We start from the raw sequence: 13,636 nt of genomic DNA on the forward strand, positions 1-13,636 counted from the left end.
ACGGTTTCATCCGCTTTGCAAACTCATGGGAGTATCCCATCGATTAGAACGCAAAGTACAATCCTTAATTGATCAAGCAGCAAAACAAGGCGTTGAAGGGGTTCTTTGCTCAGCAGAACAAGTGAATGGGTTACACGCTCCACTACATGCGCACTCCTGGCATTATGTCGTCGAGCAAGAAGGGGTATGCAACTACCACATAGAACCAAAACAGCAAGCAGGAGTGGAAAAAAACAAAGGAACAATCACTAAAACACTAGGAGTAGAAGCAGTACGAGCATTACTCTCTGAGGGCGTAACCGACCTCATAATGCGAAGAGATCAGCAAGATGTAGGATCTACGAAGAGATTGCAACAAGAAACTCCCTTGGTTTTAATGAAGAACGTGGTAGAACAAGTAATGAATGGGCTGTCTTAAACGAGTTTTAGTGAATAGAAGAAGTTCTACAAAGCAAGTCCTCCAACGTACAGCAGTCTTTTTTTTCAAAAACGGGTTTTTCGTCGCAGTTGGTTCCAACTCTTTCCTTGTAGTTGCAGTATTTTTTCAGTTCTTCCCAGTATTATCTGTGTTTTTTAACTCCTTTTTTTGGACAGATTTTCTCGACGGGACATTGTGAGCATAAAGGACTAATGGGTTTACAAATAGTTTGACCAAAACTGACAAGAATGGCGTTATAGTCTCCCCAATATTTTTTTGGCAGTTTCTTACGTAGTTCGATCTCTGTTTGTTCAGGAGTTTTTGTATTTACATATCCAAAACGGTTAGATATCCTGTGAACATGGGTATCAACACACATTGCTGGAATGCCGTATCCTTCACTTAATACAAGGTTTGCTGTTTTGCGACCCACCCCTCTAAAGGTTAACAAGGTGTCAATGTCAGAAGGAACCTTTCCTCCAAATTCTTTTATTATTCTTTGCGACGCTTCTTTTATTTGTACTGCTTTGTTCTCATAAAACGCACAAGGGTAGATTAATTTAGCAATAGTTTTTACAGGAAGTTTCACCATTTCTTGAGGTGTTTTCGCTTTTTCAAATAACCTACTTGCTGCTTCAATAGTTACGTCATCACGAGTACGTAAAGAGATTATAGTGGCAACAAGCACCATGAATGGACTTTTATGATGTGTTGCAATAAGGGTTATTGAAGGCGTGTTCCACTTTGCATATTCTTTTCTAAGTATGCGCATAGCTTTATCAATATCAAAAGACTGTTGGTTCTTTGCGCTTTTAGATGCCATTTATTGTCACCTTCATACCTTTACTAAAATTATGTTCTGCTGAAACTTCAAGCACGTAATCAACGGGTATGTTTGTTCCGTAAACGGGGCAACTCTCATTCTTGCAAGGAGGCGTATTATCCGAAACAAAAACAACTTCCCCATCAGTAATCCACAAGATGTCAAGAGGGATTCGCGTATTTTTCATCCAGAACAATCGTTGATCCTTGTCAGGATACACAAAGAGCATGCCTTTGTGTTTATCTAGTGATTCACGAAACATAAGTCCTGTTTTACGCTCTTCATAAGAATCTGCAATTTCAACCTCAAAACAATCATGATGCACACAAACAATGGGTGTTTTCTCAAAAACATGAGGAATCTGCGGTACACAACCTGCAAGTGTGACGAGTAAGATTACGAACAAGCGTTTCATAGGTTCATCCTTGCCCATTGGAAAAGAAATTGCTGGGCATAACCTCCATACTCTCCAAAATATTCCCGTACAAACTGTTGTTTTTGATCAAGTGTGAGTTCCTCCCCAAAATAATACTCGTCAAGAACTTTATTAATCCATGTATCAATAGGAAATGCCTCAAAATGACCCAAGCTGAAAAGACAGATGCAATCAGCAACTTTAGGGCCAATACCCGGAAGCTCCATAAGTTTTTTCTTTGCTTGTGGATACGAAAGTTGTTCAAGCTCTTTAATCCTCTGGGCGGTAATGGTCAAGGAGAGATTGCGAATATATTTTTCACGATATCCTAATCTTATGGGAGAGAGATCCGCATGAGCAATTTGGGCAGGTGAAGGAAAGGAAAACACCTCCACACCAACTATGGTCTTCTTAGTCCCACAAGTTGTACAGAGGTCATCCACGTTTTTCATAATGCGTTTAATATTGTTATTTGATGAGATGATGAAGGAAATCATACAAGACCACACGTCTTGTTTAAAAAGTCGCATGCCTCGCAAGTTTGTGATTGCAGCGCTGAGGATATCATCACAGCAAATAGTATCTACAATCAAAGAGTAGTTTTGGTTAAGACCAAGAAATGTTGTAATGTACTCTTCATCAACTCCTTCATAATGCAGTGTTGATCCCTCTTGTTCAACATAAAAAACGTGAGGGCCATCTTTGAGAAGATATCCTTTACCAAGCGGAGTCCACTGATGAAACTGTCCGTTGGTAAGTGATCTCTCAAGATGAAAATCCTCTACGGTAAGTGAATTCATCAATCTTGAATATATTCTTCACCTGTTTCTATGCATTTCAGGCAACGTTTCATTTCACGTCGCATATACTCTCTATGATCATCAAAAGAGATGAGCTTGTTCTCTTCAATCCACTGCATGATCTCTTCAGGGTCTTTTGAACCCATCCACATCTCAATATCATTCTTATACCAGCCCTTCTCATCTTTGTAATGACAAAAAGCAACTTCTACTTCGCCAGTTTTACGATTAGGTCGAATAAGAAAATATCCTACGGGGTCAAGTTTAAGCACCATGGCTACAAGTCCACGAATCCTTGTTTATATTGTTTATGCATTCTCTTCACGCATGCTTTTGAAAGGTTGGGAGTGCTACGTTCCTAAGATACTCTGTAAACTCTTCAACAAGGCCAACATCACACACTGTTTCAATCTTACCTGTGCTTTGAAGGTGCAAGTTCAAAGGTCGAAGAAGTCCTTTGTGGAGATGATGATAAACAGGATCCTTAATGTACGCATTAACACGTTGTATGAACGCGTTAAATTCACTTGCAAATTCTTCAGTTCGCAGCCTGCGATAATTGCTAGAACTAAGCTCTTTAATGCGCTCTGCATAGGGATGAACTTTTTCAAGGTTATCCCACGTTCTCTCATAGAACGTCTTGTAGAATGCGTAATCATTGTTCCAACCATCCATATCCCAACAACAGGTAATGTCCCTTGCAGTAGCATCAATTACTGCATCACATCCAAGACTATCCGAGACGATCTTACTTGCACGATCCGCGTGAATTACTCCGCGAGGAACCTTTGAAGACACAGTGTTATGCACGTATGTTGCTAAAAGCTTTCTTACTGCATAAACCCTGTCTCGCAGTTCTACTTGTGTGAGGGGGTTGATAAGGGAAAAAATAAGTGTGCGGATGAAACTTCCTCCATTACGCTCATCGTAAAGTGAATCCGCATGACCAAAAGCAGCTTCAAAACTCCTCTGGTTCATCATTAAAACATTATTCTCCTTTACTTCTTTGATCACTCTTCCCGCACTATTCTTGAGAGTAAGATACCCGTTACGATTAAACCTCTGCATATCTTCAATCATAAGATCAAGTGCGTTGAGATCCCATACGAAATCAGCTTGTCTTGCTTCAAATTCTGTTGCAAGAGCGCGATAATTGTAAAAAGCTACAAGATCGCCTGCAACTTCCATAACTTGGGCGTGAGGTTGTTCTTCAAATATTCGCTGATAGCCTCTTCTTTGAGTATTTGCGTGCGAGAGCGCTTTTTTGGCTTGTGGATGATCTCGAACATCGCATTCAAGCTCGGGTATGAATGTGATGGGTTTACCAAGATCTTTGCTCAACTCACGCATATCTTCTCCAATTTCTCTTGGACCTACGACGTAGATGTTAAATCCCTGTTCAAGCGCGCATAACGCTGCATGCTCGCTTCCTGTAAGATGGCCAACAACAGGTGCTCTGTGCTTAGAAAAATCATAACTTGAGCGTGTGATGTGTCTGCAACCCTTGAGAGTTTGTAGCGAGCGTCCTGCTTTCACATCACTAAGAAGTTTAACAATACCCTCTTCAATTGCTTCTTGTTCTGTGTGAAGATTGTAACTTGCTTTGATTAAAACCGTATCAAGAGTCATGTTGTCACCACGAAGTCAGGCCTTTTTATACTTTGGTGTGAGAACGTATTCCTTTTTAGGAAGATAGGGTGAAAAAACAGCGTAGAGATCGCTTGACCGTCTAATTGGAGGAAGGGGGCGGGGAGAAATAATAAAAGGTCTTTGCTGATCAGCTCCAACTCCGCCATGAACTCCTGCCTGGTCCTCAAATGCGATGCATTTACCATCTATAATGTTGCCGAAAATAATGAGATCTCCTGCTAGTTTTCGTTTTGCGAAATTGAGAAGATCTTGTCCTGTTGTGTTAAAGCGTTTCATCCAAGATGCATTTCGTGGGAGAGTTGTTGTTCCTTCCTTGGAATATGCCTTGTATGTTTTTTTGTCTTTGACGAGGATAATGCCAATACCGGGGTGGCTAAGAATATTTTGAATGAGCTTCTCGTTTATTTTCTTGAAATCACTACGTTCTAGTCTACGTGAATCTTTAAGAAAATAAACTTGTGCCACATTGCTTGATTCAGCTATCACAAAGTCTTTTCCGCGAATCTTGCGAGTGGGAGCATCAGGTCTAAAGTAGATCCAAAAGGGCTTAATCACACCCCAAACCGGGGAAAGTAGTGCTTTTGCACCTCCTGAGAGAAATGCCCAAACAGCTCTTCGAATGCTTATTTGCTTTTCAGAGTACTTGGAGACTTCAACTCCTCGTGCATCTAAGAGTGTTTCAAGAAACTCCGTGAGACTCAGACCATACTTATAGGTAAACGCAACGCTATCCATCATGCCATGATCTGAATAAATGTATACATCGTACTCCTGACCTTGTTCAAGCACTTGTTTGATGATCCTTTTTATCTGAGCATCAATGGTCTTGAGCGTTCTGTACGCAGCCTTTGTTGAGGGCCCTCTTATGTGAGACATATCATCAAAATTGTTGAAATTAATATAGATGCGCGGAACACCTCTTTTAATATCTCGTCGAACTGCGGTAGCAGAAACGGTGTTTGCAAAGGCATTAAAGAAAAGTCGTCTAAACCAATAATCAGGTCTAAACGGTGTGTAATATTGCTTGGAAAATACTCTTAACCCGCCATAGTAGGTGAATTCAACGATTTCAAGCAACCACTGTGTGCTTATGCGAAACAACATACGAAGAAGAATGAGGGGGTTGATGAAACTGTAAAAGACAGCATCCCTAGCACTCATTTTAGTGGGTGTATTTCCATGTCCGAGAACAAAGAGTGTTTTATGCGCATCTCCGCTAAAAATAACGGAGTAGGCAGACCCCCCTTTAAGGATGCCGACGTTCTTGAATGCGCCTGAAATCTCTTTTGCACTTGTCGTTGAATAAAAGGAGTGAAATCTCTTTTTCTTCTTATCCACAAAGAAAAAGCCAGGAATTTCCTCATCTGCGTAGAGCAAGCCACTCTGAACGCAAGGTGTGCTAGAAGGCAAAGAACAGTTATACTCCGTAAGGATGTTTTTTTTAACGTAGTTTGAAAGAAAAGGCAGATAGCCTTTTTGCATAGCGTCAAGAAGCCGAGGGTAACTTAGTGCATCAATTTGTATAATGAGAAGTTTTCTTGTCTTCATTGAGGATTTCTTTTGTTTGTTCTGCTTCTAACAGTATTTGCTTTTTTAAGCATATCTTGTATCTTTATAAATAAAGAGGTGGGGGTTGTACTCTATGAACATTCCTCAAAGCTATCTAGATGATCTTTGCGCATTCATTGAACGCAAACATCCATCTAAAGAAGATATTGCAAAAGAAAAAGTAAGGCTGTGCAAAGAGCACAACCTAAAACGCATTCCCACAGATATTCAAATACTTCTCCACCTACCTTTTGAAAAAGCAAAACAACTCCGCTCGTTCTTACAAACAAAACCTATACGCACAGCCTCTGGTGTTGTACCGATAGCACTTATGACAAGACCTGAGCGTTGCCCACACGGGGTGTGTACGTATTGCCCAGGAGGGCCTGGTTCTGTGTTCGGGGACGTTCCTCAATCATATACGGGAAAGGAACCTTCAACCATGCGATCTATTCGTGGAAATTACGACCCTTACCTAATTGTCATAAATCGCATAGAGCAGTTCATCGTACTCGGACATGAATTTGATAAATGCGATGTAATCATACAGGGAGGAACATTTTGCGCTCTTGACAAAGCATATCAAGAAGAGTTTGTCACCCTTATTTTCAAAGCAATGAACGATTTTAGCAAGCTGTTTTTTGAAGGGGATAGTTTTGACTATGCCTATTTCAAAGATTTTTTTGAAGTGTTCGGAGAACTCGGAGATGAAAATAGGAAACAGAGAATTCATAATCGTTTGCGCGCACTTAAACACATAAACTGTGAGCAGTATTCTCGAGAAGAACTCAAAAAAATAGTTGCACAAGAACTACAAGGTGAAGAAAGTCCCTTGAGTCTAGAACGAGAACATCAACGCAACGAACACGCTAAAATTAAATGTATTGGCCTTACTATTGAAACAAAACCGGATTGGGGGCTTCTTGTTCACGGTCTTGAAATGCTAAAACTTGGATGCACAAGAATAGAATTAGGTGTTCAGACAGTATATGATGAGGTTCTTAGAAAAACAAACCGTGGTCACACACTAGAAGATACTAAAAAATCAATTCAAATCCTCAAAGACCTTGCGTTTAAACTTAACTTCCACATGATGCTGGGTCTTCCAGGAGTAACACGAGAAAAAGATATTGCATCACTAAAAGAAATTTTTGAAAATCCTTCTTATCGGCCAGATATGCTCAAAATATATCCCTGCCTCGTCATGCCAGGAACAGCACTCTACGCACAATACAAGAACGGTATTTTCACACCTCTTACCACTGATGAGGCAGCAGATATCATCGTTGAGTCCTTCAAATTCATTCCAGAATACTGCCGAGTTATGAGAGTCAACAGAGATATTCCTACCTATCGCACAGAAGCAGGTGTGGATAGGACGAACTTACGACAATACGTTGACGAACTTGCAAAAAAAAGAGGAATTACCTCAAGAGATATTCGCGCACGAGAAATCACAAACTATAAAGGAAGTGTCGGAACTCCCGAAATCAAAGTTCTTGAATATGAAGCAAGCGGAGGAGTAGACTTTTTTATCTCAGCAGAGTATGATGACTACTTACTTGGATTTGTACGTATGCGCTTTCCCTCACAAGAACTCACAAAGGAAATAACTCCTTGCTCAGCACTTATTCGAGAACTTCACGTCTATGGTCCTGCGGTTGGAGTGGGAAAACAAGAGAGGGACAAAGTGCAACACAAGGGAATAGGTAAACTGCTCATGAAAAAAGCAGAAGACATTGCAAGAAAAAGAGGAAAGAAGAAGATGTTGGTGATTTCTGGCGTAGGTGTGCGAGGATATTACAAGCAAAAACTAGGATACGTGCAAGATGGACCCTACGTATCAAAAGCGCTTTAAAATGGACGCATTACAACGTATTCAACGAGCAGTTTCTTCGTGGGAAGAAGAACAGAAAAAAAGGGGCAGACGTCGTTACTGGGATACTGCAGTTGGTATTTATGGCCCTACTTATGTTGATCTAGTCTTTCGTTTTATGAGGCAGCTTCCCATAGGGAAAAAAGCAAAATTCGTTGATTTGGGTTCAGGGGATGGTAGAGTTGTTCTCGTCGCATCTCTTTTTTGCAGCGCAACAGGAATAGAATATGATCAAGAACTTGTTGAAGTATCAAAAAGGCTAGCACAAGAAGCACAAGTGGACTGCACATTTATTCAAGGAAACATGCTTGATATGGATTTGAGCGAGTACGATATTCTCTTCATCAACCCCGATCAGGAATTTAGCAAAGGTCTTGAAGAAAAACTCCTCTCACAGATGAAACCACACCAACAGCTCTGGGTTCATAATAACATTTTTAGACCCCAAAAGCTCAAAAAGGGAAGAACTATTTGGATAGACCAGATGCCCATCACTCAGTTCACAATACCTCTTGAAAAATCTCTTAAAAGCTCTCTTGAATCAACTAAATCTCATGAATAAAGCATTAGAAGAATACGTTGCGTATATTAAAGGTAAAGACTATGCAGGGATTAGTGATGAGACTATTCTTGATCTTCTAACACCTTTTCTTGCACAGAACAAAAAACTACGCTCCATGCTTAACGATTTTGAGAGTTTCGAACCCCTTCGAAGAAATAAACAAATCGCACTTACAGCAAAAAAAGTTCGCGAGCATTTGCGTAAAGTATATGGCAGTTACCATACAAAGCAGAGCAAAAAAGTAACGTTCTTACTCAATAACCTCAAAAAAGCGGTTGAAACGAAAGGTTACGCACAAACAGAAGAAGAACACAAAGAACTCATCAAAGCACATCGCTCAACAAAAGAACGCGCTGAGTTCATAGATGAATTCTACAAAAGAATTTTTGAAGAGACTGGTCTTCCCGCTTCCATTGTGGATATTGCATGCGGTCTCAACCCACTCACCGCATTCTGGATGGCGCCTCATGAAATGATTCCAGTCATAACAGGATATGAACTCTCAGACTGGGAGGTGAAGATTATCAACGAGTACGCTAAGATCTGCGATCTTCCTATTACTGCTAAGCGGTGTGATCTCAACATGAAGATCCCTCAAATACGTGCAGAGTGTCTCTTCGCACTCAAATTCTTTGAATTAATCTCAACCAAACGTGTCGAGCAAATCATCACAAGTGCACAAGTCAACTGGATTGTTGCATCATACCCTACAAAGACGCTCAAACGCGAGAAAATGACGAAGACCACGCGAGCATGGTTTCATCTCCTCTTAAAACGTTTAGAGTACCCTTATAAACTACTTCATTTTGAAAATGAAATAGTGTACATAATAAAAAAACAGTGATTCCTTATGGCTGAAGATCGAACAAAATCAAATCCTCTTGCAAAAAAATTTGAATGGAAAGAAAAATTCATCAAAAGGTATGAAAAGCTCACAGATTTTGAAACTTTCAAAGACTTCTCAACACGGTACCCGAGAAAATCAATTCGAGTAAACACCATTAAAGCAGATGTTGAGGCGACTAAACATTCAATTGAACAAAAAGGGTTTACACTTACACCAGTTCCCTGGTGCAAGGAAGCATTTTGGATTGAAGGAGAACGACGCGATTATGGTAACTTACTCGAACACGCGCTTGGTCACATTTACATTCAAGATGCTGCATCAATGATTCCGCCAATTGTTCTCAACCCACAACCACACGAGAGAGTTCTTGATATGTGTGCAGCACCAGGCTCAAAAACAACGCAGATTGCAGCAATGATGAACAACACGGGCATAGTCATTGCAAACGACTCGGATAGTTCGCGCCTTGCAGCCCTTGGAATCAACGTCCAACGATCCGGGCTTAAGAATGTGATGATCACTAACATGAAAGGGCATCTTTTTGCAAAAACAAATCTTCTCTTTGATAAAATCCTGCTTGACGCTCCATGTTCAGGCACAGGAACCATAAGAAAATCCTTGAGAACAATTCAAAGCTGGAATCCTGGAGTTGTTAAGAAAATCTGTTCAATTCAAAAAAACCTCCTCGTAACTGCATGGAACTTGCTTAAACCCGGAGGAGTGTTAGTGTATTCTACCTGTACACTTGAACCCGAAGAAAATGAGCAAGTAGTAGACTTCGCACTCAAAAAATTTGAGGATTGCTCGGTAATTCCCTTTGAAATTAATCTTAAGAGATCTGCGCCCATCATGGAGTTTGAAGGTAAGACGTTTCATCCGGACGTACAGCACACACTTCGCATCTGGCCTCAAGACAATGATACTGAGGGATTCTATGTTGCAAAACTGCAAAAAAACGTTGATCGCCAACATAAGTAACCAACAAAGTGCTTCTTTAACGCTCTAAACCGTTTTAATTCTCTAAGAAGAAAGAGGAAAGACCAAAATCAAACACGAAGAAGTTGCCTTACTTACTTTTTTCTCTTCTCAAATAATCCCCAACATCCCAGAGGTTCTTCACTATTCCCCTCTCACCCTTTCCATACCCAAGAACTCTTTTAGCAGAATCCAAAACAATGACGAAACCCCTAACCTGAACTTGTAAGATGTCACGTCCACAAGTAAACAGAAAAGCAGTTTTTTCATCAACGGTTATTGTCTGCGCACCATTGCGCGCTGCGTATTCAAGAAGATCTAAGGAAGGCGTAAAACCTCTGCCTTGAGATCCTAAGAGCTTTCCTGCGTATTGCGCTTCAAAAGGTACCTGGTCAAGAACTTGCTTGATCTCGGGTGAGACTTCAAAGTACTGCTTTTTGAGAACTATGTGTTCAGGTGTGTCAACACCTATCTTTTGACAAAAATGGTGAAGGTCTTCCATGTTATCATCTGCCAGCCAATAAAGATAAGGAGTAATCCGAAAAAGACGCGCAGGAATTGCATAATTAAATCTCCTAAGATGACAAATCCAAGAATGACTAGAACAATACCCATAATTCCTTCCATTCCAAATCGTCGAGGGGTTACATTATGTCTCATCCGCAATTCACCTCAATATGTACCTCTTTATCCAAAGCAGCCCTTATGTTTTGTTCAATCTTCTTCTTATAAAAATCTACTGCTAAGTCGTCCATTTGCTTTACAAGAGATTCTTTTTCTTCTACAATTTTTTCAAACTGCTCAAGAGCGTGTTTTTGCTTATAACGAAGATCTTCAATTTCATAATGTGTTGCTCCAAAGCGTTTAAGAGCACGAACTTTTTGTGTATGAACATCTTTTATTTCACCTTGTAATGAGTCTAAGGTTTCTAAAAGGGTGGTAATTGTTTGTTGCGACGCATCTTGCGCAATAAGACTTCCGCTTTGAATTGCAGCACGCATGCTTGAAAGAACGTTGCGAAGTGCAAGTCCTTCATCTTGAAGAAGTGCCTTAGCAGGATCAAGAATGTAAGACTCAATAAATGCAGGCCGTTCAAGAGCAATCTCCATGTACTCGCGCAGAAGAGGAATCAAGGGGTCAAAGAGCGTGTTGATCTTCTGTTGGACTTGAGAGAACTGTTTTTGCGCATCCTCTTTTTCTTCAACAAGCTTAAGATACTCCTGATATGCGTGTGTCTGCTTAATTGCATGCAGATCACGCTCAATACGTTCTTTGAGTGCTTGTGCGGATCGTTCTTTTTGATTAAGCTGAACCAGTTGTTCTTTGAGATCTTTCTGCTTGAGCATTAACTTTTCAAAATGTTTAATGTCGTTATGAATGTCACGTAAAAACTCCAGATTTTCTCTTTCCTTTTCGTATACTTCTGAGGATTTCTCAAGGGTGGCGTGAACTTTTTCAAGGAGTGAGAAGATCTCATTAGCGCTACGCGCAGCAGGTCCTAAAAGGGCTTGTTTTTCCCTAGAGTGATTTGCAACAAAGGATTCAAGAACTTCTTGAAGAGCTAACATCTCTTCAATACTACTGCAAGCTGTTTTCATCTGCGAGATGAGTGTTAAAAGAGCATCATGAAGAGGTGTTTCGTTAAGCGACTCCATAAGTGTCTCAATTGAAGGAATACTCTCTTCAATCTCTTTGCGAGTCGTACTAAGCAACTGTGAGATGAACGAGGTGTTCTTCTCTTTTTCTTGAATAAACCAAGATTCAAGAGCAGAGGGCTCAAGAAGAACGGTTTCTTGCTCAGTTGCACGCTCTTTTTTTCTGAATAGCGTTTTTAACCAATTCATAGAATCAACAAAAAAAGAGCTCTTTATAAAATATGTTTGTCTTAATCACAACTTATGAAAAGAAAACAGCATCAAACGCTGAAAATTGCGCGCAGGCGCGTAAATGCGTTACTAGAACAAGCTCAGATGCGTCCAGCCTATGCCAATCGCTACGCTTTGCTTGCAACAAAAATCTTACAAAAATTCAGACTGAAAAAGACGCCAGAACAAAAACTGCGCATCTGCAAGAAATGCTCAGCATACCTTGTTCCAGGAAAAACGATGAGGGTAAGAACAACAAACGGAAAACTTTCAATTACGTGCACCTCTTGCAAGTACGTGCGCAGAATTCATTTTACAAGGGAGAAAAATCTGCGAAGAAAACACAAGAAAGAGCAAAGTTTATTAAAAACTCATTCTAAGAACTAGTTACTGCTACATCCTGCAACTCCGCAGGCACAAGGTAACTTCTCACAACACCTTGCGATTCATTGTAACCTCTTGGTGACGAGCGTAAGTTTAAATACTATTTTTGAACGCAAAATTCCCGGGGGTAGAGTAGTGAAAAAAGAAACTTACGCAAAAGCATACGTCAAACCAGCAAAATCATTCGCAGAACTCAACGATAGGCTCATCAACTCCTTTGCAGGAATCAAAAAAGACATTACTGCACTTCGTGAACAAAACGTTCTTACCCAAAAGCGATTTATAGAATTACAAGAGAAAATTGAAGGGTTTTCCAAAGACTTTGTAAGCATTGATAAGTTCAACGTTCTCAAAATAAAAATAGCAGAGGTGCAAGAATCTCTTAAACAGATATGGGCTATTGACAAACAAGTCTCTGAACTCAACGAAATAACGGTAAAGATTCCTGATTTTGAAAAGCAAATTTCTCTATGGACTAATGATATTACTAAGTTGCGCGTCGACCTTGAAGAGGTTGAGTCCAAGAAGGTAAACAAGGAACAAATACGAAAACTCACTGATGATATCAACCAAGAATTTGATCATCTCAAAGATTTATTTGAAGAAGTACGCAACACCAAAGACAGTGCAAGAAAATTCAAAAAACAACTAGAGTCCATAAAAGAAGACGTTGATGTTCTTTCCAAAAAACACAAGGAACTCAAGAAAGAAAAAGTCTCCCAAGAAACATTAACCAAGCTTACAAAGGCGATCAATGCTGAATTCGAAGATATTAAAGAAATCATAGAAGAACTTCGAGTTGAAACTGCACTCAAAAAAGAAGTGGTTGCTCTTGCAAAGAAACAAAAACAATATGCTCAAAAAACCCAAAAAAGCATTGAAGAGTTAAAGAAAAAACAAGCAGAACAATCACATCAAATAGCACAACAGCTTCGCAAAGACATAGAACACACTCAAGAAAAAGTCGCTGCTCTTCGTAAAGAGGTCTCAAAAAACCAGTCCTGGGTTTCAAAATCATTTTCTGACCTCAAGAAGGAAACAGTTTCAAAAAAAGAAGCAAAAAAACTCATAGAGTCTCTACACAGCGACCTTGAAAGCGCACAATCCTACGTAGATTCAAGAACACAACAATTTGAAAAAAAGATCAAAAAAGCTCTTGAATCACTCAAGAAAAAAGAGCTCAAAGCGACAAAACGCCATAAGGAATTTTTCAGAAAAGACGAAGCAAAAAAACTCGAAGAGAAAATTAACTCAGATATTGAGGCGATTTATTCTGCATTTGAAGAAGATGAAAGAAGACGAAAACGTGATTTGTTGGCGGTTGTTCAAACTCTTCGTGAAGAATCCGAACGCATCAAAAAGATCTCAAAAACCTTTTTCTCAAAAAAAGAAGCGCAAAAACTTCAAGAAGCTCTTAACAAGGAGTTCTCAGATCTTTACGCAACTCTTGAAAAAGATGAGAAAAAAAGAAAA

At 39.9% G+C, this 13,636-nt stretch carries 16 protein-coding genes; 7 read left to right on the plus strand and 9 right to left on the minus strand.

Translation table 11 applies throughout. The features are described from left to right. Positions 1-418: hypothetical protein (locus D6774_01560; GenBank protein RME78281.1), on the plus strand; the 418-nt coding region annotated here is incomplete at its 5' end. 142 nt (positions 419-560) lie between these two features. Here D6774_01560 and D6774_01565 read toward each other — a convergent pair. From D6774_01565 to D6774_01590, 6 genes are read right to left on the minus strand one after another with little or no spacing between them, the layout of a single operon-like run. Continuing rightward, positions 561-1,241: an endonuclease III gene (locus D6774_01565; GenBank protein RME78282.1), complete on the minus strand. Its 681-nt coding sequence runs from the start codon at positions 1,239-1,241 to the stop codon at positions 561-563. Continuing rightward, positions 1,231-1,674, minus strand: a complete 444-nt coding sequence (locus tag D6774_01570) for a DUF192 domain-containing protein (GenBank protein ID RME78283.1) — start codon at positions 1,672-1,674, stop codon at positions 1,231-1,233. The genes D6774_01565 and D6774_01570 overlap by 11 nt, the downstream gene beginning before the upstream one ends. Continuing rightward, positions 1,653-2,456 carry a hypothetical protein gene (locus tag D6774_01575; GenBank protein ID RME78284.1) on the minus strand — a complete coding sequence of 268 codons (804 nt, stop codon included), beginning with the start codon at positions 2,454-2,456 and terminating at the stop codon, positions 1,653-1,655. Before D6774_01575 ends, D6774_01570 begins: the two co-directional genes overlap by 22 nt. Next, a complete protein-coding gene (locus D6774_01580; protein RME78285.1) occupies positions 2,456-2,731 on the minus strand; it encodes a hypothetical protein in 276 nt (91 codons plus the stop codon). The genes D6774_01575 and D6774_01580 overlap by 1 nt, the downstream gene beginning before the upstream one ends. Before the next feature lie 46 nt (positions 2,732-2,777). Beyond that, positions 2,778-4,085 (minus strand): hypothetical protein, encoded by a 1,308-nt coding sequence (locus D6774_01585; protein ID RME78286.1) that lies wholly within the window; start codon positions 4,083-4,085, stop codon positions 2,778-2,780. 15 nt (positions 4,086-4,100) lie between these two features. Next, positions 4,101-5,654, minus strand: a complete 1,554-nt coding sequence (locus D6774_01590) for a PglZ domain-containing protein (GenBank protein RME78287.1) — start codon at positions 5,652-5,654, stop codon at positions 4,101-4,103. A gap of 94 nt (positions 5,655-5,748) precedes the next feature. Here D6774_01590 and D6774_01595 point away from each other — a divergent pair, with 94 nt between their 5' ends. From D6774_01595 to D6774_01610, 4 genes are read left to right on the plus strand one after another with little or no spacing between them, the layout of a single operon-like run. Next, positions 5,749-7,512, plus strand: a complete 1,764-nt coding sequence (locus tag D6774_01595; protein ID RME78288.1) for a tRNA uridine(34) 5-carboxymethylaminomethyl modification radical SAM/GNAT enzyme Elp3 — start codon at positions 5,749-5,751, stop codon at positions 7,510-7,512. Further along, positions 7,484-8,092, plus strand: a complete 609-nt coding sequence (locus D6774_01600) for a class I SAM-dependent methyltransferase (GenBank protein RME78289.1) — start codon at positions 7,484-7,486, stop codon at positions 8,090-8,092. The genes D6774_01595 and D6774_01600 overlap by 29 nt, the downstream gene beginning before the upstream one ends. Continuing rightward, the gene (locus D6774_01605) at positions 8,085-8,936 is read left to right on the plus strand and encodes a hypothetical protein (GenBank protein RME78290.1); all 852 of its coding nucleotides are present in this window, start codon (positions 8,085-8,087) and stop codon (positions 8,934-8,936) included. Before D6774_01600 ends, D6774_01605 begins: the two co-directional genes overlap by 8 nt. 6 nt (positions 8,937-8,942) lie before the next feature. Next, complete coding sequence (locus D6774_01610) at positions 8,943-9,917, plus strand: RsmB/NOP family class I SAM-dependent RNA methyltransferase (GenBank protein ID RME78291.1); 975 nt, start codon at positions 8,943-8,945, stop codon at positions 9,915-9,917. Between the two features lie 88 nt (positions 9,918-10,005). On the opposite strand, the gene D6774_01615 is transcribed toward D6774_01610, so the two are convergent. The 3 genes from D6774_01615 to D6774_01625 are packed head-to-tail and all read right to left on the minus strand — an operon-like array spanning position 10,006 to position 11,758. Continuing rightward, complete coding sequence (locus D6774_01615; protein RME78292.1) at positions 10,006-10,416, minus strand: hypothetical protein; 411 nt, start codon at positions 10,414-10,416, stop codon at positions 10,006-10,008. Continuing rightward, positions 10,383-10,574, minus strand: coding sequence for a hypothetical protein (locus tag D6774_01620; protein ID RME78293.1), 192 nt, complete (start codon positions 10,572-10,574; stop codon positions 10,383-10,385). The genes D6774_01615 and D6774_01620 overlap by 34 nt, the downstream gene beginning before the upstream one ends. Next, entirely contained in the window at positions 10,571-11,758 is a 1,188-nt protein-coding gene (locus D6774_01625; GenBank protein RME78294.1) for a hypothetical protein, read from the minus strand. The genes D6774_01620 and D6774_01625 overlap by 4 nt, the downstream gene beginning before the upstream one ends. A gap of 54 nt (positions 11,759-11,812) precedes the next feature. Here D6774_01625 and D6774_01630 point away from each other — a divergent pair, with 54 nt between their 5' ends. Both D6774_01630 and D6774_01635 read left to right on the plus strand, forming a co-directional pair. Continuing rightward, on the plus strand, positions 11,813-12,166 hold the full coding sequence (locus D6774_01630; protein ID RME78295.1) for a ribonuclease P: 354 nt from the start codon (positions 11,813-11,815) through the stop codon (positions 12,164-12,166). Between the two features lie 132 nt (positions 12,167-12,298). Continuing rightward, the coding region (locus D6774_01635; protein RME78296.1) for a hypothetical protein at positions 12,299-13,636 on the plus strand (1,338 nt) is incomplete at its 3' end.

The organism is Candidatus Woesearchaeota archaeon, from assembly GCA_003695435.1.
Classification (GTDB): Archaea; Nanobdellota; Nanobdellia; order Woesearchaeales; family UBA11576; genus J101.

What these genes read in the sequence shown, in the direction of transcription:
- D6774_01575 (RME78284.1), bottom strand. Translation starts at nt 2,456, where the DNA reads ATGAATTCACTTACCGTAGAGGATTTTCATCTTGAGAGATCACTTACC.
- D6774_01610 (RME78291.1), top strand. Translation starts at nt 8,943, where the DNA reads ATGGCTGAAGATCGAACAAAATCAAATCCTCTTGCAAAAAAATTTGAA.
- D6774_01615 (RME78292.1), bottom strand. Translation starts at nt 10,416, where the DNA reads ATGGAAGACCTTCACCATTTTTGTCAAAAGATAGGTGTTGACACACCT.
- D6774_01625 (RME78294.1), bottom strand. Translation starts at nt 11,758, where the DNA reads ATGAATTGGTTAAAAACGCTATTCAGAAAAAAAGAGCGTGCAACTGAG.
- D6774_01600 (RME78289.1), top strand. Translation starts at nt 7,484, where the DNA reads ATGGACCCTACGTATCAAAAGCGCTTTAAAATGGACGCATTACAACGT.
- D6774_01580 (RME78285.1), bottom strand. Translation starts at nt 2,731, where the DNA reads ATGGTGCTTAAACTTGACCCCGTAGGATATTTTCTTATTCGACCTAAT.
- D6774_01570 (RME78283.1), bottom strand. Translation starts at nt 1,674, where the DNA reads ATGGGCAAGGATGAACCTATGAAACGCTTGTTCGTAATCTTACTCGTC.
- D6774_01630 (RME78295.1), top strand. Translation starts at nt 11,813, where the DNA reads ATGAAAAGAAAACAGCATCAAACGCTGAAAATTGCGCGCAGGCGCGTA.
- D6774_01620 (RME78293.1), bottom strand. Translation starts at nt 10,574, where the DNA reads ATGAGACATAATGTAACCCCTCGACGATTTGGAATGGAAGGAATTATG.
- D6774_01590 (RME78287.1), bottom strand. Translation starts at nt 5,654, where the DNA reads ATGAAGACAAGAAAACTTCTCATTATACAAATTGATGCACTAAGTTAC.
- D6774_01585 (RME78286.1), bottom strand. Translation starts at nt 4,085, where the DNA reads ATGACTCTTGATACGGTTTTAATCAAAGCAAGTTACAATCTTCACACA.
- D6774_01565 (RME78282.1), bottom strand. Translation starts at nt 1,241, where the DNA reads ATGGCATCTAAAAGCGCAAAGAACCAACAGTCTTTTGATATTGATAAA.
- D6774_01605 (RME78290.1), top strand. Translation starts at nt 8,085, where the DNA reads ATGAATAAAGCATTAGAAGAATACGTTGCGTATATTAAAGGTAAAGAC.
- D6774_01595 (RME78288.1), top strand. Translation starts at nt 5,749, where the DNA reads ATGAACATTCCTCAAAGCTATCTAGATGATCTTTGCGCATTCATTGAA.